Here is a 21,208-nt window from a genome sequence, read left to right as displayed (position 1 = left end):
ATTGAATGCGATGAGTGACAATACCCCTAACCTAGCCAAGATCATAGCTGTTGATGTGCTCACTGCAGGACGTGTTCCGCTGGTGCTGCTCGTGACGATTTTGGTCAGTGCGATGGCGGTGGTGTTTGTGACTCATCAGGCACGGAGCGCAATCAGTGAGAAAGACCATGCCCTGATGGAGCGTGAGCGCTTGGATAACGAATGGCGCAGCTTGTTGATTGAAGAAACCGCCCTTGCTGAACACAGCCGAGTTGAGCAACTGGCTATTCAAGAGCTCGAGATGAGGCGACCTGACGCAGATAAGGAAGTCCTGGTATCACTAAAATGACCGCAAAGTCCAAGTCGACCGCTAGCAAAAAGACCAAGTCGCAACTCGCCAATAAACAAGTTGCTGAAAAAAAAGTCGTTAATAAAGAAGAGCCGCCATTGATCAAGTGGCGCTTTTACGTTGTGCTGGTTGCTGTTTTTGTCGTGTTTATCGCCCTAGTCGGACGCATTGGTTATATTCAGATTGTTGAGCCGGATAACCTTATCAAGCAGGGTGATATGCGCTCGGTCCGTGCCAAAACCCTGCACTCTGCGCGCGGTATTATCTCTGATCGCAATGATGAGCCCCTAGCGGTGAGTGTCCCGGTCCAGGCGGTGACCGCAGACCCGGTGGTTATTTTTCGCGAGGGGGGCTTTGCCAATCTTGATCGCTGGCATGCATTGGCAGATGTCTTGGGTATTGACCGTGAACGGATGCTCGAGCGCATCAGTGATAACAAGAGTCGCCGTTTTATCTACCTGCAGCGCCAAGTTAGCCCAGCGATGGCCAACTATGTGCGTGAGTTGAAGCTCTCGGGTATTGGTCTGCGAGCAGAGTCTCGCCGTTACTACCCCTCTGGAGAGGTCAGTGCTCACCTGATTGGTGTAACTGGTATTGATGGCTCAGGTCTTGAAGGGGTTGAGCGCAGCTACGATAAATGGCTGTCAGGTGAAGCGGGCAAGCGGATCATTCGCAAGGATCGTTACGGGCGTGTGGTGGAAAACATTGCGCTAGAAGAGCGTGAAGAGGGTAAGCCACTGACGCTAACCATTGATCAGCGTCTGCAAGCCATCGCCTATCGTGCAATAAAGCAATCGGTGGCGGATCACCGAGCGACCTCTGGCTCGGCCGTGTTGATTGATGTCAAGTCGGGCGCGGTGTTAGCCATGGTCAACGCCCCTTCCTACAACCCAAATAACCGCAATGACCTGCAAAGCTTTAAGATGCGTAACCGGGTCATCACAGACGCCTTTGAGCCTGGCTCAACCGTCAAACCCTTTGTCGTGCTTGCGGCGCTGGAAAATGGCAGTGCCGACTATGATACCGTTATCGATACGGGTAATGGCATTATGCAGCTTGGTGGCAGTCGTGTGCGTGATATCTCCAAGGTCGGCGAGGCTGATCTCACCACCATCTTGAAGAAGTCGAGTAATATCGGGGTCGCCAAATTAGCACTGGATATGCCACTTGAGGCGCTACTTGATATGTACAGTGGGGTCGGATTTGGCCAATCCTCGGGGCTCAACCTGATTGGTGAGAGCACGGGTATTTTCCCTAACCGTCGCCGCTGGTCACAGTTTGAGATCGCGACACTCGCCTTTGGCTACGGTCTATCAATAACGCCGCTGCAGCTCGCTCATGCTTATGCGACACTGGGCAATTATGGGTTATATCAGCCGGTTCACATTATTGAAAATAACCAGCTTGATCTGTCGCAGCAGGTGATGGATCCCAACCATGCTAAGAATGTCCTGACCATGCTAGAAACGGTGACTCAGCCTGGTGGTACCGCGACCAGAGCGGCCGTTCCTGGCTACCGAGTCGCAGCAAAAACTGGTACCTCTCGTAAAGCCTCCGCCGGTGGTTATACCGATGAATATTTTGCTTACACCGCCGGTGTTGCGCCGGCGAGTGATCCACGACTCGCGCTCGTGGTGGTGGTCAATGAACCACAGGGTGATAACTACTATGGTGGCTCGGTCGCAGGGCCGGTGTTTGCCGATATTATGAAAGGCGCGTTGCAGATCCTTAATGTGACGCCAGATGAAAATCGTTTTAAGAACGAGTAAAGGTAATCTCAGGTGCAAACTCAATCTGTAGATTTGGCGTATCTCGTTGCGCCATGGTTAGATCTTTCGCAGTCACCTTACGCACAGCGTACAGTTGGTGACTTGCATCTCGACAGTCGCCAGGTTCGCCCTGGCGATTGCTTTGTAGCAATCCAAGGCCACAGCATGGATGGCCGAGACTATATCCCGCAAGCACTGGCTGCGGGGGCTAAACTGGTTTTGGCTCAAGCGTCCTCCCAAGAGGAACATGGCCGCTGTGAGCAACATCAGCAGGCTCTAGTGGTGTATATCGATGGGTTACAACACTGCTTATCAGAATTATCCGGCCGCTTCTATCGCCATATGAGCACGCAATTGATTGGTATTACGGGTACCAACGGCAAGACGACGATCAGCCAATTGATCGCTCAGTGGCTAACCTTGATTGGAAAAAAGACCGCGGTCATGGGTACCACAGGTAATGGGTTTCTTGACCAATTGCAGCCAGCCATCAATACCACTGGCAGTGCGATTGAGATCCAGAAAACCTTAGCCGAACTCGATGCGCAGGGGGCTGAGTACACCGCGTTAGAGATCTCTTCTCATGGCTTGGTTCAAGGCCGAGTAAAGGCACTCGAATTTGCTGCTGGCGTTTTTACCAACCTCAGCCGTGATCACCTTGATTATCACGGCACCATGCAAGAGTATGCGGCAGCCAAGTTGCAACTGTTTACGGAGCATGATTGTCGATGCGCGGTGATCAATATTGATGATGCGGTGGGCAAAGCGTGGGCTGCCCAGTTGAGCGATGCTATTCCGGTGTCTTTATCTTGCACTGAGGCGAATCAGCAAGGGGTGTATGCCACTCAGGTAGATTACGCGACTAGTGGCATTAAGATTAACTTCAGTGGTCAGTTTGGCAATGGTCAGCTTTCTGTGCCCTTGATTGGTGAATTTAATGCCAGCAATGTGCTCCTGGCCTTTACTACCTTACTGAGCCTGGGCATTGATATCGATACCTTGATTGAGACCGCGCCTCACTTAACGCCTGTGCTTGGTCGTATGGAGTTGTTCAGTCACCCTCAACATGCCAAATTTGTCGTTGACTATGCACACACCCCCGATGCCCTAGAAAAAGCCCTTGCGGCCTTGCGTGTTCATTGCCAGGGCAAGCTTTGGGTGGTGGTCGGCTGTGGTGGCGATCGAGACAAAGGCAAGCGTCCAATGATGGCAGCTGCAGCAGAGCGACTTGCCGATCATGTGATTTTGGCTGACGATAACCCCCGCAGCGAAGACCCTCACTTAATTATTGAAGATATGCGTGCCGGTTTGCGCGCGCCGCAATCGGTGGTGGTTGAGCATGACCGTTTTCAGGCGGCGCAGTATGCGTTCGAACATGCAACGGCGCAAGATATCGTCTTGCTTGCCGGTAAAGGTCATGAGGACTACCAAGTCTTTGCTCATGGTCAGGTGCACTACTCAGACCGCGAGACCGCGGCGCAATTACTCGGAGTGACTCTATGATCCAAGTTAGCCTCAGCCAAGTGGCTCAGATTGTTGATGGCCGCTTGTATGGACAAGATGGGCAAGTTGACACGGTATCAACCGACTCACGAAGCATTGAAGGACAATGCTTGTTCATTGCCTTGGTTGGTGAGCGCTTTGACGCCCATGACTTTATTGATGCCACATTGGCCGAAAAGGCGAGTGCGGTGCTGGTAGAGCGTCCAATTGACGCTGATGTTACTCAGGTCGTGGTGCAAGATACCAAGTTGGCGCTAGGGCGCTTGGCTGCATGGGTCCATCAGCAGTGTGAGACCCAAACGTTGGCGATTACCGGCAGCTGTGGCAAGACCACAGTAAAAGAGATGTGTGCCGCTATTTTGGAGCAAAAAGGCCAGGTGCTGTTTACTGCCGGCAACTTTAACAACGATATCGGCGTACCGCTGACCTTGCTGCGCACCACCTATCAGCACGACTACTCAGTGATTGAGCTTGGCGCCAACCATATCGGTGAGATTGCCTATACCACTCAATTGGTTAAGCCAAGTGTGGCCTTGGTCAATAATGTCGCCGCCGCGCACTTGGAGGGCTTTGGCTCGTTAGATGGCGTAAAGCAGGCCAAAGGTGAGATCTACCAGGGCTTGGTAGGCGATCAGGTGGCGATTGTTAATCTCGATAGCCACGGCGGGGCGCTGTGGAAAACACTGCTGGATAACAAGCGCGTGGTGACTTTCTCTGCTTCAAGTCAAGAGGCGGATGTGTATGCCAGTGCGGTGCAAGTCGACAGCGAGGGTTACCCAAGCTTTACCTTACACACACCAAAAGGTTGCACGGCGATGACGCTTAACTTGATTGGTCAGCATAATGTAGCTAATGCGCTGGCTGCCTGTGCGTTATGCATGCAATTTGGTGTTGGTTTGGACGAGATCGCCAGCGGACTGACTAAATTGGCGCCGGTGAAAGGTCGCGTGGAGACGATTGAGCTGACTGAACACATTCGTTTAATCGATGACAGCTACAATGCCAGCGTTCCGGCGATGGGCGCCGCAATCGATTTACTCGGCCAGCTGCAGGGTAAACGCTGGCTAATTTTGGGGAATATGGCGGAATTAGGTCAACAAAGTCTTGAACTTCACCGTCAACTTGGACAACATGCTGCACCATTCAATTTTGATTACGTTTTGACGTATGGTGATGATGCACGAGTGATCAGCGAAGAGTGCCAAGGTCGCCACTTTGATTCCCACGTGCAGATGATTGAGTTTATTCGACATGAGCTCTCATCGTCATTAGACAAAACAGAACAACATACCTTGCTTGTCAAAGGGGCCAATAGTGCTGGCATGTTCAAGGTAGCAAATGCTCTGAAGGAGAGAGTTGCATGATTATTTGGCTTGCTGAGTTACTCCAGCCATATTTTTCCTTTTTTCGCCTGTTTGAATACCTATCGTTTCGCGCGATTGTCAGTATTTTAACCGCACTGACCATCTCACTGTGGATGGGACCACGCCTGATCAAGCGCTTGCAAATGCTGCAAATTGGTCAGGTGGTGCGTGAAGAAGGTCCAGAGTCGCACTTTAGCAAACGCGGCACACCGACCATGGGTGGGGTGATGATCCTGACCGCCATCGTGGTCACGGTATTGCTTTGGTCTGACCTATCTAACCCTTATGTCTGGGCGGTGCTGTTTGTCCTTGGCGGTTATGGTGCCGTGGGTTTTGTCGATGATTATCGCAAGGTCGTGCGCAAGAACACGGATGGCCTGATTGCTCGCTGGAAGTATTTTTGGCAGTCATTGATTGCATTGATTGTTGCCTTTGCGCTGTACGCACATGGCAAAGACACCGCGGCGACTCAGCTTGTGGTGCCGTTCTTTAAAGACATTATGCCGCAGCTTGGTCTGTTTTATATCGTCCTGACTTATTTTGTGATTGTTGGCACCAGTAATGCGGTCAACCTGACCGATGGTCTCGACGGATTAGCAATCATGCCAACCGTATTGGTGGCATCCGGTTTTGGCATTATTGCCTGGGCAACCGGTAACGTGAACTTTGCGGCTTACCTGAACATTCCTTACATCCCATACGCCTCAGAGCTGGTTGTTGTCTGCACCGCGATCGTCGGGGCCGGGCTGGGTTTCTTGTGGTTCAACACCTACCCAGCTCAAGTGTTTATGGGCGATGTCGGCTCACTAGCGCTTGGCGGCGCATTGGGCACTATCGCGGTATTGGTTCGCCAGGAATTTGTTTTGGTGATCATGGGGGGCGTGTTCGTTATGGAGACCTTGTCGGTTATCCTCCAAGTTGGCTCCTACAAGCTACGTGGTCAACGTATCTTCCGCATGGCACCAATCCACCACCACTACGAACTCAAAGGCTGGCCGGAGCCGCGCGTGATTGTGCGCTTTTGGATCATCTCTATCGTCTTGGTATTGATCGGTCTTGCAACCTTGAAGGTGCGTTAATATGAATCACTGGCAGGGGATCTCGAACGTTGTTGTGGTTGGGCTTGGTATTACCGGGCTCTCGGTGGTTAATTACCTGAGGAAATATCATCCAAGCATCTCGGTGCGCGTGATTGATACCCGCCAGACGCCGCCGAATGCAGACCAACTCGATGCACAGACTCGCCTGCACTCTGGCAGTTGGCAACAGCAATGGCTCAACGAGGCCGACCTGATTGTGGCTAACCCTGGCATTGCGCTAGCGACGCTCGAACTGCAGCAGGCGATCGCCTGTGGTGTGAGAGTGGTAGGGGATATTGAGCTGTTTGCTTGGCATGTTAGTGCGCCTACGCTTGCGATCACTGGCTCTAATGGTAAGAGTACGGTGACCGATTTAACCGGCGTACTGGCGAAAGCCGCTGGCTGGAACGTGGCGGTGGGTGGCAACATCGGTGTGCCAGCGTTGGATCTTATTGCTGCCGATGTCGATTTGTATGTGCTTGAGCTTTCTAGCTTTCAGCTTGAAACGACATCGAGCTTAAAGCTCAAAGGCGCCGCTTTCCTCAATCTGACCGAAGATCATATGGATCGCTACCAGGGGATGGGGGATTATCTCGCAGCCAAGCAGCGCATCTATAGTCATGCCGAGCGTGCTATCGTCAATCTTGATGATCCGCAGACACTGCCAGAGCGCTCAGGTCTTAATCAAAAAACCTTTTCTCTGTCTGATAGCAAGGCCCACTATCACGTGGAAGCCATCGATGGGATGGAGTGGATCGTTGTCGACGCGCAGCCGTTTGTTGCGGTGGATCACCTTGCGTTGGTGGGGCGACATAATATTGCGAATGTCTTGGCGGTGGTGGCATTACTCGACAGCGTCGGGGTTGAACGCCAAGCTTATCAAGCGGCATTGCAGCGCTATAATGGATTAAGCCATCGCTGTCAGGTCGTGGCACAGCATCAGGGGGTTCGTTGGGTTAATGACTCCAAAGCGACCAATGTAGCCAGTACCCTGGCTGCGCTTTCCGGCCTAAAATGTGATGGGCACCTGTACTTGCTGGTGGGTGGTGTAGGCAAAGGCGCCGACTTTTCGCCACTAGAGCCGGCACTGCGTGAACTGGATGTCTCTTTGTGTTGCTATGGGCAAGATGCAGAGCAGTTTACGGCGTTGCACCCAAGTGCACAGCTTTTTGAGACCATGGAGCAAGCTATAGGCAAAATCTCTCCGCTGACCAAACCGGGTGATATCGTGATGCTTTCACCGGCGTGTGCGAGCTTTGATCAGTACGCCAACTTTGTTGCACGTGGAGAAGCGTTTACCCGTCTGGCATTGGAGCACACCTCTTTCTAATGGAGTTCGCTGTGAAGGAACGAATGGAGCGCGTTACGACCTGGTTTACCTCTGAGAATCAACCTCCCCTCTATGACCGACAACTGGTGTGGATTGCACTGAGTTTAATGGTTGTCGGGTTGGTTATGGTGACCTCAGCCTCTTTTCCGGTCAGTTACCGACTTACGGATCAACCGTTCCATTTTATGATTCGCCACGCGATATTCCTAATACTTGCCATGGGCGTCTCAACCGTGACGGTGCAAATCCCGCTCGACAGGTGGATGCGCTATAGCCACTGGTTGCTATGGGTGGCGTTTTTACTTCTTTTTGTGGTGCTGCTAGTGGGTAAGTCGGTCAATGGTGCCTCTCGCTGGATCCCGCTGGGGCTTTTCAATCTCCAACCTGCTGAGGTGGCCAAGCTGGCGCTGTTTATCTACATGGCCGGCTATTTGGTGAGAAAGCACAGTGAAGTGCGGCAAACGTTTTTTGGCGGCTTCTTTAAACCTATCTTTATCTTTGGCTTACTTGCGGCACTGCTGCTCAGGCAGCCTGACTTAGGCACGGTTGTTGTAATGTTAGTGACCCTGTTTGGCATGCTGTTTGTCGCCGGTGCCAAGCTGATTCAATTTATTGGTTTAATGCTCGCTGGCTTGATTGTCGTTGGTGTGTTGATCTGGATTGAGCCGTATCGCATGAGTCGCGTCACCTCCTTTCTCGACCCTTGGCAAGACCCATTTGGTAGCGGCTATCAGCTCACCCAATCACTTATGGCGTTTGGACGCGGTGAGTGGTCTGGTCAAGGCTTGGGTAACTCAATTCAAAAGTTAGAGTATCTTCCCGAAGCACATACCGATTTCGTTTTTGCCGTGCTGGCCGAGGAGCTCGGCTTTATTGGTGTTGTGCTGATCCTGATGTTGATCTTTAGCTTGGTGTTAAAAGCGGTGTTTATCGGTAAACGTGCACTCGAGCAAGGGCAGAATTTTGGCGGCTACTTAGGGTTTGGTATCGGCATCTGGTTTGCGTTTCAAACCCTTATCAATGTCGGCGCGGCAGCGGGGATGGTACCGACCAAGGGGTTAACTCTGCCTCTTATCAGTTACGGTGGTTCAAGTCTTATCATTATGGCCATCGCCGTCGCAATCCTATTAAGAATCGACTTCGAGTGTCGCTTGGCGGCGATTGGCGATACAGAGCAACAAAAAGAACAACATGATGAAAAAAAATAAACGATTATTAGTGATGGCTGGTGGAACCGGCGGTCACGTTTTCCCTGGATTGGCTGTCGCTAAGCAATTGCAACAGCAAGGCTGGGAGATCCGCTGGCTTGGCACCGCCGACCGAATGGAAGCCGATTTGGTGCCCAAGTACGGCATTGAGATTGATTTTATCAAGGTCAAAGGCCTGCGCGGTCAGGGCGTGCTTAAGCTTCTCCAAGCACCATGGCAGATCGCTAATGCGATTCTTCAAGCACGCCGCTACATCAAGCGTTGGCAGCCTGACGCTGTGCTTGGTATGGGGGGCTATGTGAGTGGACCAGGTGGTGTTGCGGCATGGTTATCAGGGGTGCCTGTCGTGCTGCATGAGCAAAATGCCGTCGCTGGGTTGACTAACAAGTGGCTATCTAAGATTGCGACGCGAGTGTTTCAGGCTTTTGACGGTGCGTTTACTGATGCACAAGTGGTGGGAAATCCAGTCCGTAGCGATGTGGCCAGTATTACCCATCCTGATAGTCGATTGATTGAGCGGGACGGCGATATTCGCATTCTAGTGATGGGAGGCAGTCAGGGCGCGAGGATACTCAACCAAACCTTGCCGAAAGTGATGGCGGAGCTCGGTCAGGGCTTTGAAATCTTTCATCAAGTAGGCAAAGGCAATCAGGCGCAAGTGGAAGCGGAGTATCAACAATCTCAGGTCGAGAAATTTACCGTGAGTGAGTTTATCGATGACGTTGCTGGTGCTTATCAGTGGGCCGATCTAGTCGTGTGTCGCTCAGGTGCACTGACGGTGTCTGAGGTGTCTGCTGCCGGCGTGGGCGCGGTGTTTGTCCCCTTTATGCATAAAGATCGTCAACAGGCACTCAATGCCGATCACCTAGTAGAAGTGGGCGGTGCGTACATGATTGAGCAGCCAGATTTAACAGTTGGCAAAATGGCTGATACTATTCGCAACCTTGATCGCTCGGCATTGCTTGATATGGCGCAAAAAGCACGCGCAGCTGCTCTGCTTAATGCCGATGAGGTTGTGGCTAAGGCTATCGTCGATATAACTGAACAACGAGATAAATAGATGACCATCAAACATAAACAAGATTTAGCTCAGATTCGTGCCATGGTGCCAGAGATGCGCCGGGTGAAGTGCATTCACTTTATCGGTATTGGTGGCGCAGGTATGAGCGGGATAGCCGAAGTCCTGCTCAATGAGGGTTATCAGATCACAGGCTCAGATATCGCCGAGAATGCAGTCACTCAGGGTTTGGTTGAAAAAGGGGCCGAGGTGTTTATTGGCCACCAGAGTAGTAATGTGGCTAAGGCCAGTGTTGTCGTAGTCTCGACGGCAATTAACGAAGAAAACCCGGAAATTATTGCCGCTCGAGAGGCGCGTATCCCCGTCGTTCGTCGCGCAGAGATGCTGGCTGAGCTGATGCGCTTTCGCCATGGTATCGCAGTGGCGGGTACGCACGGTAAAACTACCACAACAGCATTGGTTACCCAGATTTATTCAGAGGCGGGTCTTGATCCGACATTCGTTAACGGCGGCCTGGTAAAAAGTGCCGGTACCAATGCACGTCTCGGCTCAAGTCGTATTTTGATTGCTGAGGCGGATGAGAGTGATGCCTCCTTCTTGCACCTTCAGCCAATGGTCAGCATCGTGACCAATATTGAAGCGGATCACATGGACACCTACGGTGGTGATTTCCAGACCCTCAAGCAGACGTTTATCGATTTCCTGCATAACTTGCCATTCTATGGACAAGCCATCATGTGTGTTGACGACGAAGTCGTGCGCGAACTGATCCCTCAGGTGAGCCGCCAGGTGATCACCTATGGTTTTTCCGACGATGCGGACGTCAAGATCACTAATTATCGCCAGCAAGGTCAGCAAGGTATGTTTACCGTCACGCGCCGCGGCTGCGCTGACCTGGATATCACCTTGAATATTCCTGGCCGCCACAACGCCCTTAATGCTGCGGCTGCCATTGCAGTGGCCACCGAGGATGATATCTCCGATCAGGCTATCTTAGCCGCGATGGTGGGCACTGAGGGCACTGGGCGCCGCTTTGAGCACTTAGGCAGCTTCGATACTGGTAAAGGTGAGGCGATGCTGGTAGATGATTACGGTCATCACCCAACCGAGGTCGATGTGACCATCAAGGCGGCTCGTAATGGCTGGGAGGATAAGCGCTTAGTAATGATCTTCCAACCGCACCGCTATAGCCGTACTCGCGATCTCTATGATGACTTTGCCAATGTCCTGTCTCAAGTCGATGTGCTGATCATGCTTGATGTGTACTCTGCGGGCGAGCAACCTATTGCGGGTGCCGACAGTCGATCTTTGTGTCGAACGATTCGCGCTCGCGGTGGAATCGACCCAATCTTTGTTGCAGAGCAAGATTCTCTGCCAAGTGTGCTGGCAAATATCATTCAAGACAGTGACCTAGTATTGACACAGGGTGCCGGAGATGTCGGTAAAGTGGCGAAAAAATTGGCAAAACTTGAGCTGAATGTCAATAAAATGGCAGCTAGTGATTGAATCGAGCCATAAATCACATCCCATTGTGATTTATTGCTATCTTTGTTTGCTACTTTTTCATGCCTTTGTATAATCCCAAGGTTAAAGCAAGTGAATAAACCCTTGAGAAAAGGGGCGTCTTTGAAAGGATTGCCAGAGTGTTGCTAGACACCCTTCAAACGGAAGAGAGCCACACAAACAGATCACTAGTAAAAAAACATGCCCCAGGGCTGACGTTTTTGCTGGTGGTTTTGTTGTTGTTTTCCTTTCTACTTCACTCCGTAGTTTCCTGGATGTGGGATGAGCATCGCCTCCCTCTGTCAAAGCTCCTGTTACAGGGAGAGATGAACTACGTGACCGCGAAAGACGTCCAAACAGCGCTGTCGAATATTGATCATATTGGCACGTTTATGTCTCAAGATGTGGATGTCATCCAGCAGTCGGTTCAAGCCCTGCCATGGGTGGCTCAAGCCTCAATTCGCAAGCAGTGGCCCGATACGATCAAAGTCTTTCTCACTGAACACAGTGCAGAGGCAATTTGGAACGGTCAGGTGCTACTGAACCCGCAGGGGGAGCTGTTTGATGGTGACATTGGTTTACTCAGAGAAGACAAGGTCAAGTTATACGGACCGATGGATACTCAGGTAGAGGTGATGGAGACTTGGCGACATTTGATGCAGGTCTTCACCAGGCTTGATTTAGAGATCACCTCGCTGGTGCTCAATGAGCGGCGTGCATGGCAGATCATACTGGATAATGGTATGCGGCTTGAGCTTGGCAAAGAGTCACTCGATGAGCGCATAGCGCGCTTTGTATCTCTTTATCACCAGCTTGGCGAGCAGGCACAGCGCGTGAGTTACATCGACCTTCGATATGATACGGGAGCCGCGATAGGTTGGTTTCCACCACAGGACATAGAACAAGAGATTACGAATGACTAAGGCCAGTGACGACAACATCATTGTTGGTTTGGATATCGGTACAGCGACAGTATCTGCTCTGGTGGGCGAAGTGCTTCCTGATGGGCAGATCAATATTATCGGTGCCGGTACAAGTCCATCTCGTGGTATGGACAAGGGCGGTGTGAATGATCTTGAATCCGTGGTTAAGTCGGTACAGCGTGCGATTGATCAAGCAGAGTTGATGTCTGAGCATCAGATTAGCTCAGTATACCTTTCTCTCTCTGGTCGCCATATTGCGAGTCGAATCGAGAAGGGGATGGGAACTATTTCTGATGAAGAAGTGTCCCAAGATGACATGGATCGCGCCATTCATACCGCAAAATCGATTAAAATTGGTGAAGAGCAACGGATCTTGCATGTCATTCCGCAGGAATTCACCATCGACTATCAAGAGGGGATCAAGAACCCACTTGGTTTGTCGGGCGTGCGCATGGAGGTCAGTGTCCATATCATCAGTTGTCACAATGACATGGCGCGAAATATCATCAAAGCCGTTGAGCGTTGTGGACTGAAAGTTGAGCACCTCGTGTATTCCGGCTACGCCGCAAGCAATGCAGTGATCACCGAAGATGAACGCGAATTGGGCGTGTGTGTGGTCGATATTGGTGCAGGCACGATGGATATTTCCATCTGGACAGGTGGCGCTTTGCGTCATACCGAAGTGTTTACCTATGCCGGTAATGCCGTGACCAGTGACATCGCCTTTGCGTTTGGCACACCCGTTGGCGATGCCGAAGAAATTAAAGTCAAGTATGGTTGTGCGCTGAGTGAATTAGTTAGCAAAGACGATACGGTTAATGTCCCAAGCGTTGGGGGACGTCCTTCTCGAAGTTTACAGCGACAAACGCTGTCGGAAGTGATAGAGCCACGCTACACTGAGTTGATGGGTTTGGTTAATCAAACTATTGATTCAGTTCAAGCTAAGCTGCGTGACGAGGGGATTAAACACCACCTCGCCGCTGGTGTTGTACTCACCGGCGGTGCTGCGCAGATTGAGGGATTAGTTGAGTGTGCGGAGCGTGTGTTCCGCAACCAAGTCCGAGTAGGTAAACCCCTAGAGGTCAGCGGCCTGACTGATTATGTCAAAGAGCCGTACCACTCGACGGCAGTTGGATTACTTCATTATGCAAAGGATAGCCAAGTAGGGGACGAAGTAGAGTTCAGCGAGCCAAGACGTCAGTCAGTCTCGAATCTATTTGGTCGTTTGCGTAATTGGATACAAAAAGAGTTTTAACCTGAACAACAGGGACAAAACGGAGATAACAAATGTTTGAACCGATGAATGAAATGTCAGACGATGCGGTAATTAAAGTCGTAGGTGTTGGCGGCGGCGGTGGTAATGCTGTTGAGCACATGGTGAGAGAGTCTATTGAAGGTGTGCAGTTCATGACTGTAAACACCGATGCTCAGGCTCTTCGTAAGACCACTGTAAATAGTGTTATCCAGATTGGTGGTGATATCACTAAAGGCTTAGGTGCTGGTGCCAACCCACAGGTGGGTCGTGACGCGGCATTGGAAGATAAAGAGCGTATCAAGGAAGAGCTGGTTGGCTCTGATATGGTATTTATCGCTGCTGGTATGGGCGGTGGCACGGGTACCGGTGCGGCGCCTGTCATTGCAGAAGTTGCCAAAGAGCTTGGTATTCTGACGGTTGCTGTCGTAACTAAGCCGTTTAGCTTTGAAGGTAAAAAACGTCTGGCATTTGCTGAGCAGGGTATTGACGAGCTATCAAAGCACGTTGACTCTCTGATCACAATTCCAAACGAAAAGCTGCTCAAAGTCCTTGGCCGTGGCATTACGCTACTTGAAGCGTTTGCGAGTGCGAATGACGTATTGAAAAATGCGGTTCAAGGTATTGCTGAGCTGATCACTCGTCCTGGTATGATCAACGTCGACTTTGCTGACGTGCGTACTGTGATGTCAGAAATGGGTCATGCAATGATGGGCAGTGGTATCGCCAAGGGCGAAGACCGTGCCGAAGAAGCCGCAGAAATGGCTATCTCAAGCCCACTACTAGAAGATATCGATCTAGCCGGTGCCAGAGGTGTGTTGGTGAACATCACCGCAGGCCTAGATATGCGTCTGGATGAGTTTGAAATCGTTGGTAACACGGTTAAAGCCTTTGCCTCTGACAACGCGACTGTGGTTATCGGTACGTCTCTGGACCCAGATATGGCTGATGAGATCCGTGTAACCGTGGTGGCTACAGGCATCGGTAATGAGCGTAAACCAGACATCACACTGGTTGCAGGCGGTAAAGCGAAAGCGGCCGCAGCACCACAAGCGGCACCTGTTGCGGCTCAGCAGCAGACCGTTGCGGCGAAAGAAGAGAAAATTGCGCCTAATTTACAGCAACCAAGCGTGCAGCCAAGTGCCCCTGAGGTAAACCCAGCGGCAGCGCAACCAGCAGCTCCAAGCGTTGGTAATGCCAGCAGCCAAAGTGCTGCGGCGCCGAAGCAAGAGAAGGAAAATGGCTACCTCGATATTCCGGCTTTCTTGCGTCGCCAAGCAGACTAACTGAACCACGTCAACTTCTTGCCAGAGTCAAAATTTGACTTTGGTCAAGAAGCTGGTACGATCACTAGCTGCTAACGGACACAAACGCCGTTTGTAATATTGTTGTAGAGGCAAGCAGATGATTAGACAACGTACATTAAAAGAAATAGTGAAAACAACCGGTGTGGGTCTCCACTCTGGTCGTAAAGTCACGCTTACGCTACGTCCAGCCGCTGCCAATACCGGTGTGGTTTACCGTCGAACTGACCTGAACCCACCCGTAGATTTTCCGGCAAATGCGGAATCTGTTCGCGATACCATGCTGTGTACCGCTTTGGTTAATGACCAGGGTGTGCGTATTTCAACCGTAGAGCACTTAAATGCAGCGCTTGCGGGTATGGGTATCGACAACGTTATTATCGAAGTAGACGCACCTGAGATCCCAATCATGGATGGCAGTGCGAGCCCGTTTGTGTACCTGATCCAGCAAGCCGGTGTTGAGACACAAAATATCGCTAAGCGCTTTATTCGCATCAAGAAGCCTGTGCGCATCGAAGATGGGGATAAGTGGGCTGAGCTTGTGCCTTACAACGGTTTTCGTATGGATTTCGAGATCGATTTTGACCACCCGGCGATTGATAGCGATGAGCAACGTATGTTGTTTGACTTCTCATCTCAGGGCTTTGTTAAAGAGATCTCTCGCGCACGTACCTTTGGTTTTATGCGCGACATCGAATACCTACAGTCACAAAACCTAGTCCTAGGTGGTAGCTTCGACAACGCGATCGTGTTGGATGAGTACCGCATTCTTAACGAAGAAGGTCTGCGTTTTGAAAACGAGTTTGTGACTCACAAGGTGCTTGATGCGATCGGTGACCTGTACATGTGTGGTCACGCCATTGTTGGTGAGCTGCGTGCCTACAAATCAGGTCACGGTTTGAACAACCAACTACTGCGCGCAGTGCTTGCTGACCAAGAAGCGTGGGAGTGGGCAACCTTTGAAGAAGAGGTGGGTTCACCTGTCGCCTTCGGCGAGCCAAATTTGGTCTTTGCATAAGCAAGCTAAAATAGAATTATTGAAAACCAGGCGTTAGCCTGGTTTTTTCTTTTCTGCTTGTTTTTCTCTACTTACTTTTCTGCTGGTTTTGAAGAGTTCTGCACCACCGTCGATAATTGAATGGTTTAACCCAGCTTATTGGTCACTGCGTCGCTTAGACAGTTGAGCGATCCGTTCGAGGCGGATGCGGACTTTATCCGGTGCATTGGCTGCGATATGCATGAGATTATTGGCAGCGCTCTCTGAGATCGGCTCGCGCTTTTTCGCTACCGGTGCTTGGTGACGCTGGCGATAGATCTCTGGATTGATCTTAACCTCGATAGCCATCAATCGCGCATAGCCTAAGTGACGGGCTTGATTGAGGATATTGAGTCGGTCGTAGTCGAGTCGCATCTTCACCGCGGCTGAGGCCGCTTCTATGATCAAAACGTTGTCATCAATGTTGGCAACACGGCAGTGATCTTCCACGCCCTTAGGTAAGATCGTTTTGATCATCTGTTGAACCGCTAAGATCTGTTGTGCCTTGTCTTGGATCTTTTTTAGCGTGTCGCTACTGGCGATCTCGGAGGTCGAGGTGGGGCGGTGGTCACGCATAGTTATCCTTTGCTTTGTCACTAGATACCCCTGTCATGTTACGCCACAATCACGAAAACCACTAGCTTCAGGCACGTCAAACCGGAATCACTGTTTATATTCGCAGCAGTTATCGGCTGAAAACTAATTGTGAGTCAAACAAATGCACGCAGAATTGGTCGTTAAGTCAAAATTTCCTTAAACTGTCATCACTTTTTGATTTGATGCCTTGAAAATAATGCCCCTTGTCACCATATGGTCGTTATATGGTATATCTCAGTATTGTTAGTTTTGCATTGCTCGTGACGCGAGAATAGAGAAATGACGACAACGGACAGAGACTCAAGGCTTTAAGCGATCCAATTGGGATTGGACAACGAGAGATTCACAGAAAATGATAACTAAGTTACTGACCAAAGTTATTGGTAGCCGCAACGATCGCACCTTGCGTCGTTTAAGAAAAATTGTAAAAGAGATCAATAACTACGAGCCGACTTTTGAAGCCCTAAGTGATGATGAGCTGAAAGCGAAAACGGTAGAGTTCCGTGAGCGTATTGAAAAAGGCGAGTCACTGGATCAACTTCTTCCTGAGGCATTTGCTACGGTACGTGAGGCATCAAAGCGTGTCTACGGTATGCGTCATTTCGACGTGCAGCTGATTGGTGGTATGGTGCTTAATGCAGGTCAAATTGCAGAAATGCGCACCGGTGAAGGTAAGACGCTGACTGCAACGCTGCCAGCCTATCTTAATGCCCTTGCGGGCAAAGGTGTTCACGTCGTAACGGTGAACGACTATCTTGCAAAGCGTGATGCTGAGACCAACCGTCCTCTTTTTGAATTCTTGGGTATGTCTGTTGGCGTGAACGTGCCAAACATGGCGCCGCAAGAGAAGAAAGAGGCTTACCTAGCCGATATTCTTTACGGTACCAACAACGAGTTTGGTTTTGACTACCTGCGTGACAATATGGCGTTTCGCAGTGAAGACCGCGTGCAGCGCGAGCGTTTCTTCGCGGTTGTCGATGAGGTGGACTCAATCCTGATCGATGAGGCGCGTACACCGCTGATCATCTCAGGCCCAGCGGAAGACAGCTCTGAGCTATACACGCGCATCAATACGTTGATCCCATCGCTTGAGAAGCAAGACAAAGAGGACTCAGAAGAGTACCGCGGTGATGGCCACTACACGGTTGACGAAAAATCCAAGCAGGTTCACTTAACTGAAACCGGTCAGGAGTTCGTTGAAGAGCTACTGATGAAAAACGGTCTGATGGAAGAGGGTGACACCTTATACTCGCCAGCTAACATCAGCCTTCTTCACCACGTAAATGCTGCGCTTCGTGCCCACGTGCTGTTTGAGCGTAACGTTGACTACATTGTCACCGATGAGGGTGAAGTAGTTATTGTTGATGAGCACACAGGTCGTACTATGCCGGGCCGTCGCTGGTCTGAAGGTCTGCACCAGGCAGTCGAAGCCAAAGAAGGCGTGAAGATCCAGAATGAAAACCAGACTCTGGCATCGATCACCTTCCAGAACTACTTCCGTCTGTACGAAAAACTGTCGGGCATGACAGGTACCGCAGATACTGAAGCGTTCGAATTCCAATCTATCTACGGTCTGGAGACCGTGGTGATCCCAACCAACAAGCCGATGATCCGTGATGATATGGCGGATGTGGTCTACCGTACTGAGGCAGAAAAATTTGCCGCGATCATCGAAGACATCAAACTGCGTGTTGAAAAAGGTCAGCCGTCTTTGGTGGGTACAGTATCGATTGAAAAATCGGAGCTACTGTCAAACGCATTGAAAAAAGCGGGCATTAAACACAACGTTCTTAACGCTAAATTCCACGAGAAAGAAGCGGAAATCGTTGCTGAAGCTGGTATGCCAAGTGCGGTTACGATTGCGACCAACATGGCCGGTCGTGGTACCGATATCGTATTGGGTGGTAGCTGGCAGGCGAAAGTTGATCAGCTCGATAACCCATCGCAAGAGCAGATCGATACGATTAAGGCTGATTGGAAAGTCGTTCATGACCAAGTCCTGGAGTCCGGTGGTCTACACATCATCGGTACTGAGCGTCACGAGTCTCGTCGTATTGATAACCAGCTGCGTGGACGTTCTGGCCGTCAGGGTGATGCAGGTTCATCGCGCTTCTACCTATCGATGGAAGATTCATTGCTACGCATCTTCACCTCTGATCGCATGGCAAGCTTGATCCAAAGCGGCATGGACGAGGGTGAAGCGATTGAGAGTAAGATGCTATCTCGCTCAATCGAGAAGGCGCAGCGTAAAGTAGAAGGCCGTAACTTCGATATCCGTAAGCAGTTGCTTGAGTTCGATGACGTGGCGAACGACCAACGTAAAGTGGTTTACGAGCTGCGTGATGAGTTGATGAGTGCTGACGACATCAGTGACATGATTGAGCACAACCGTCAGGATGTGATCACCAGCGTGATCGATGAGTACATTGCGCCGCAATCTCTTGAAGATATGTGGGACGTTGAAGGGCTGCAAGAGCGCCTGAAGAACGACTTTGATCTCGACGCGCCGGTTAAGCAGTGGCTCGATGATGACGACAAACTGTATGAAGAGGCACTTCGCGAGAAGATCCTTGAGACAGCGGTTGAGGCTTACAAAGAGAAAGAGAGCGTGGTTGGCGAGCAAGTGCTGCGTAACTTTGAGAAGTCAGTCATGCTTCAGACACTAGATACGCTGTGGAAAGAGCACCTTGCGGCAATGGATCACCTACGTCAAGGCATTCACCTGCGTGGTTACGCGCAGAAGAATCCAAAGCAAGAGTACAAGCGTGAGTCGTTTGAGCTGTTTGAAGGTCTGCTGGATACGCTGAAGATGGATGTTATTCAGGTGCTATCTCGTGTTCGCGTGCAGCGCCAAGATGAAGTGGAGCGTATGGAAGCTCAGCGCCGTGCTCAAGCAGAAGCAGCAGCACGCCTTGCCCAAGCCCAGCACGCAAGTGCTGAGAACCAACTGGCAGACGGTGAGCAAGAGCAAGCGGACAGCAATCAACCTATGGTTCGTGAAGAGCGAAAAGTGGGGCGTAATGAGCCTTGCCCATGCGGTAGCGGTAAGAAATACAAACAGTGTCACGGCAAAATTAGCTAATTGACACTTGATGTCCATATTGTGAAGAGTCGCCTAGGCGGCTCTTTTTGTATCAGGAGAAATGATGAAACGCACTCATATTGTGGCTGGGATTATTTTCAATCAGGACAAAACCGAGATTTACATTACCAAACGACCCGATGACAAACACAAAGGAGGCTTTTGGGAGTTTCCTGGCGGCAAGGTCGAGAGCGGTGAGAGTATCGAGCAGGCCATTGCGCGTGAACTTGATGAAGAGATCGGTATTCGCGTGACGGGACAGACCCATTTCCAGCATCTCGAATATGACTACCCCGAGAAGTCACTGATGTTTGATTTTATCTCAGTTGAAAAGTTTGAAGGTCAGCCATACGGCAAAGAGGGGCAAGAGGGGCAGTGGGTGAGGATAAATGAGCTAACCAACTACGCCTTTCCGGAGGCCAATGTACCCATTTTGCATCAGGTAATAGAACAATTCACGCCTGAAAGCTAACTCACCACTAGCCAGGCAACAGATTTGTTGTTAGGTTAGATGGCACGTCAGGATCCCCCAAATGGAAATTGGTTGACTGAACGAATTGATGGCATGAATAGCCATGGCCATCGGCGTACAATACTCAGCAATGGATTAAGCTGGTGTAGATGATAAGAATGGAGAAAAAGCAATGGTAAAAATTGCAGTTGCAGGTGCTGCAGGTCGCATGGGCACAAACTTGGTTAAAGCAACCTTGAGTAACCAACAAGCGCGCTTGGGCAGTGGCTCTGAGCGTCCAGAATCATCACTGATTGGTGTTGATGTCGGTGAACTGTGTGGCGAGGGTAAACTGGATATCGTTTTGGTTGATAGTCTAGAAAATAGTGTCGACGCTTTTGATGTGATTATCGACTTTACCACACCAGCGAGCACACTCGCTAACCTTGAGCTGTGTAAGAAACACGGCAAGAAGATTGTGATTGGCACCACGGGCTTTAGTGAGCAAGAGCGTCAGCTTATTGATCAATACGCTGAGCAAATTCCAGTGGTGATGGCACCGAACTACAGTGTTGGCGTAAACCTAGTGTTTAAGCTGCTTGAAAAGGCAGCGAAAGTGATGGGTGATTACACTGACATCGAGATCGTAGAGGCTCACCACAGACACAAAGTCGACGCCCCATCAGGAACCGCGATCGGTATGGGCGAGGCGATCGCTGAGGCAATGGGTAATAAGCTGAGTGATGTCGCCGTGTATGCGCGTGAAGGTATTACCGGTGAGCGCACTAAGGACGAGATTGGCTTTGCCACCATCCGTGCTGGCGATATCGTCGGTGAGCATACTGCAATGTTCGCTGACATTGGCGAGCGCGTTGAGATTTCTCACAAAGCGACCGACCGTATGACCTTTGCTAACGGTGCGGTTAAAGCAGCAGTATGGCTAGATGCCAAACCTGCGGGCTTTTACACCATGACTGATGTGTTAGATTTGAATAATCTATAATTACATAACTATGCGCTAACAGCAGTTGGCGCATATTCCTCTCCCTGGTGTATTTTTCGCCAAAACTCCTCCTTCCTTTGCGTATTTTTACATCACTTAATGTCTATTTTGTTGCTTTAGTTGGGTTTTTGTCATTAAGCTCCCAAAACTATAAATAAACTTTTAAAGCCAACGTTTGCTATTCTGGTTTGATTGCTATATCTCTTTGTAGATCGATAAACAGCAGCACGCTTCACCAAATATTCATGAAATTGACTTTTTCATCGTCTAAAAGTGTCTTTTTTAGTGGCTATAAGGCATTTGGTCTCATCAGCGATGAAATGGGGGTTTTTATTTGGGCTTTTTCTTGACAGGTGTGAGGTCGGTCACTAGAATACCGCCAATTTGTCTGCATTACCTGATTCTGATGCGTTATCGCGAGAACGAAGACGGATTAGCATTTAAATCTATTTTCTTTG

Annotated in this window: 17 protein-coding genes; 16 read left to right on the top strand and 1 reads right to left on the bottom strand. The window is 50.3% G+C overall.

The genetic code is table 11. The features are described 5' to 3' along the window. Window positions 1-10: 10 nt before the first annotated feature. The 13 genes from ftsL (at window position 11) to lpxC (ending at window position 15,599) form a co-directional block, all read left to right on the top strand. Window positions 11-328 (top strand): cell division protein FtsL, encoded by a 318-nt coding sequence (gene ftsL / locus ACSTTG_RS20230; RefSeq protein WP_438460946.1) that lies wholly within the window; start codon window positions 11-13, stop codon window positions 326-328. Then, window positions 325-2,097 (top strand): penicillin-binding transpeptidase domain-containing protein, encoded by a 1,773-nt coding sequence (locus tag ACSTTG_RS20225; protein WP_438476015.1) that lies wholly within the window; start codon window positions 325-327, stop codon window positions 2,095-2,097. Before ftsL ends, ACSTTG_RS20225 begins: the two co-directional genes overlap by 4 nt. A gap of 12 nt (window positions 2,098-2,109) precedes the next feature. Further along, window positions 2,110-3,600 carry a UDP-N-acetylmuramoyl-L-alanyl-D-glutamate--2,6-diaminopimelate ligase gene (gene murE / locus ACSTTG_RS20220; RefSeq protein ID WP_438460948.1) on the top strand — a complete coding sequence of 497 codons (1,491 nt, stop codon included), beginning with the start codon at window positions 2,110-2,112 and terminating at the stop codon, window positions 3,598-3,600. Continuing rightward, window positions 3,597-4,964: a UDP-N-acetylmuramoyl-tripeptide--D-alanyl-D-alanine ligase gene (locus ACSTTG_RS20215; RefSeq protein ID WP_438460949.1), complete on the top strand. Its 1,368-nt coding sequence runs from the start codon at window positions 3,597-3,599 to the stop codon at window positions 4,962-4,964. The genes murE and ACSTTG_RS20215 overlap by 4 nt, the downstream gene beginning before the upstream one ends. Further along, complete coding sequence (gene mraY / locus ACSTTG_RS20210; protein ID WP_438476014.1) at window positions 4,961-6,043, top strand: phospho-N-acetylmuramoyl-pentapeptide-transferase; 1,083 nt, start codon at window positions 4,961-4,963, stop codon at window positions 6,041-6,043. The genes ACSTTG_RS20215 and mraY overlap by 4 nt, the downstream gene beginning before the upstream one ends. Window position 6,044: 1 nt before the next feature. Further along, a complete protein-coding gene (gene murD / locus ACSTTG_RS20205) occupies window positions 6,045-7,373 on the top strand; it encodes a UDP-N-acetylmuramoyl-L-alanine--D-glutamate ligase (protein WP_438476012.1) in 1,329 nt (442 codons plus the stop codon). Window positions 7,374-7,396: 23 nt separating this feature from the next. Beyond that, window positions 7,397-8,581: a cell division protein FtsW gene (gene ftsW / locus ACSTTG_RS20200; protein ID WP_438460996.1), complete on the top strand. Its 1,185-nt coding sequence runs from the start codon at window positions 7,397-7,399 to the stop codon at window positions 8,579-8,581. Beyond that, window positions 8,568-9,641 (top strand): undecaprenyldiphospho-muramoylpentapeptide beta-N-acetylglucosaminyltransferase, encoded by a 1,074-nt coding sequence (gene murG / locus ACSTTG_RS20195; RefSeq protein WP_438476010.1) that lies wholly within the window; start codon window positions 8,568-8,570, stop codon window positions 9,639-9,641. Before ftsW ends, murG begins: the two co-directional genes overlap by 14 nt. Beyond that, entirely contained in the window at window positions 9,642-11,105 is a 1,464-nt protein-coding gene (gene murC, locus ACSTTG_RS20190; RefSeq protein ID WP_438460953.1) for a UDP-N-acetylmuramate--L-alanine ligase, read from the top strand. It abuts the gene before it with no gap. A gap of 137 nt (window positions 11,106-11,242) precedes the next feature. Then, window positions 11,243-12,025, top strand: coding sequence for a cell division protein FtsQ/DivIB (locus tag ACSTTG_RS20185; protein ID WP_438460954.1), 783 nt, complete (start codon window positions 11,243-11,245; stop codon window positions 12,023-12,025). Next, window positions 12,018-13,280 (top strand): cell division protein FtsA, encoded by a 1,263-nt coding sequence (gene ftsA, locus ACSTTG_RS20180; RefSeq protein ID WP_438460955.1) that lies wholly within the window; start codon window positions 12,018-12,020, stop codon window positions 13,278-13,280. The genes ACSTTG_RS20185 and ftsA overlap by 8 nt, the downstream gene beginning before the upstream one ends. A gap of 32 nt (window positions 13,281-13,312) precedes the next feature. Then, complete coding sequence (gene ftsZ, locus ACSTTG_RS20175) at window positions 13,313-14,563, top strand: cell division protein FtsZ (protein ID WP_438476009.1); 1,251 nt, start codon at window positions 13,313-13,315, stop codon at window positions 14,561-14,563. Between the two features lie 118 nt (window positions 14,564-14,681). Beyond that, window positions 14,682-15,599, top strand: a complete 918-nt coding sequence (lpxC, locus tag ACSTTG_RS20170) for a UDP-3-O-acyl-N-acetylglucosamine deacetylase (protein ID WP_438476007.1) — start codon at window positions 14,682-14,684, stop codon at window positions 15,597-15,599. A gap of 135 nt (window positions 15,600-15,734) precedes the next feature. Here lpxC and ACSTTG_RS20165 read toward each other — a convergent pair whose 3' ends face one another. Further along, window positions 15,735-16,193 carry a DUF721 domain-containing protein gene (locus ACSTTG_RS20165; RefSeq protein ID WP_438460958.1) on the bottom strand — a complete coding sequence of 153 codons (459 nt, stop codon included), beginning with the start codon at window positions 16,191-16,193 and terminating at the stop codon, window positions 15,735-15,737. Between the two features lie 373 nt (window positions 16,194-16,566). On the opposite strand from ACSTTG_RS20165, the gene secA reads away from it, so the two are divergent. The 3 genes from secA (at window position 16,567) to dapB (ending at window position 20,750) form a co-directional block, all read left to right on the top strand. After that, window positions 16,567-19,296, top strand: a complete 2,730-nt coding sequence (gene secA, locus ACSTTG_RS20160; RefSeq protein WP_438460959.1) for a preprotein translocase subunit SecA — start codon at window positions 16,567-16,569, stop codon at window positions 19,294-19,296. Window positions 19,297-19,360: 64 nt separating this feature from the next. Beyond that, a complete protein-coding gene (mutT, locus tag ACSTTG_RS20155; RefSeq protein ID WP_438460960.1) occupies window positions 19,361-19,768 on the top strand; it encodes an 8-oxo-dGTP diphosphatase MutT in 408 nt (135 codons plus the stop codon). A 172-nt stretch (window positions 19,769-19,940) separates the two neighbouring features. Continuing rightward, window positions 19,941-20,750 (top strand): 4-hydroxy-tetrahydrodipicolinate reductase, encoded by an 810-nt coding sequence (gene dapB / locus ACSTTG_RS20150; RefSeq protein WP_438460961.1) that lies wholly within the window; start codon window positions 19,941-19,943, stop codon window positions 20,748-20,750. Window positions 20,751-21,208: the final 458 nt, after the last annotated feature.

Source organism: Vibrio glycogenivorans, from assembly GCF_051660965.1.
Lineage (GTDB): Bacteria > Pseudomonadota > Gammaproteobacteria > Enterobacterales > Vibrionaceae > Vibrio.
Note: the sequence above shows the minus strand (reverse complement) of the source record. Positions and strands in the feature narration are given on the sequence as shown.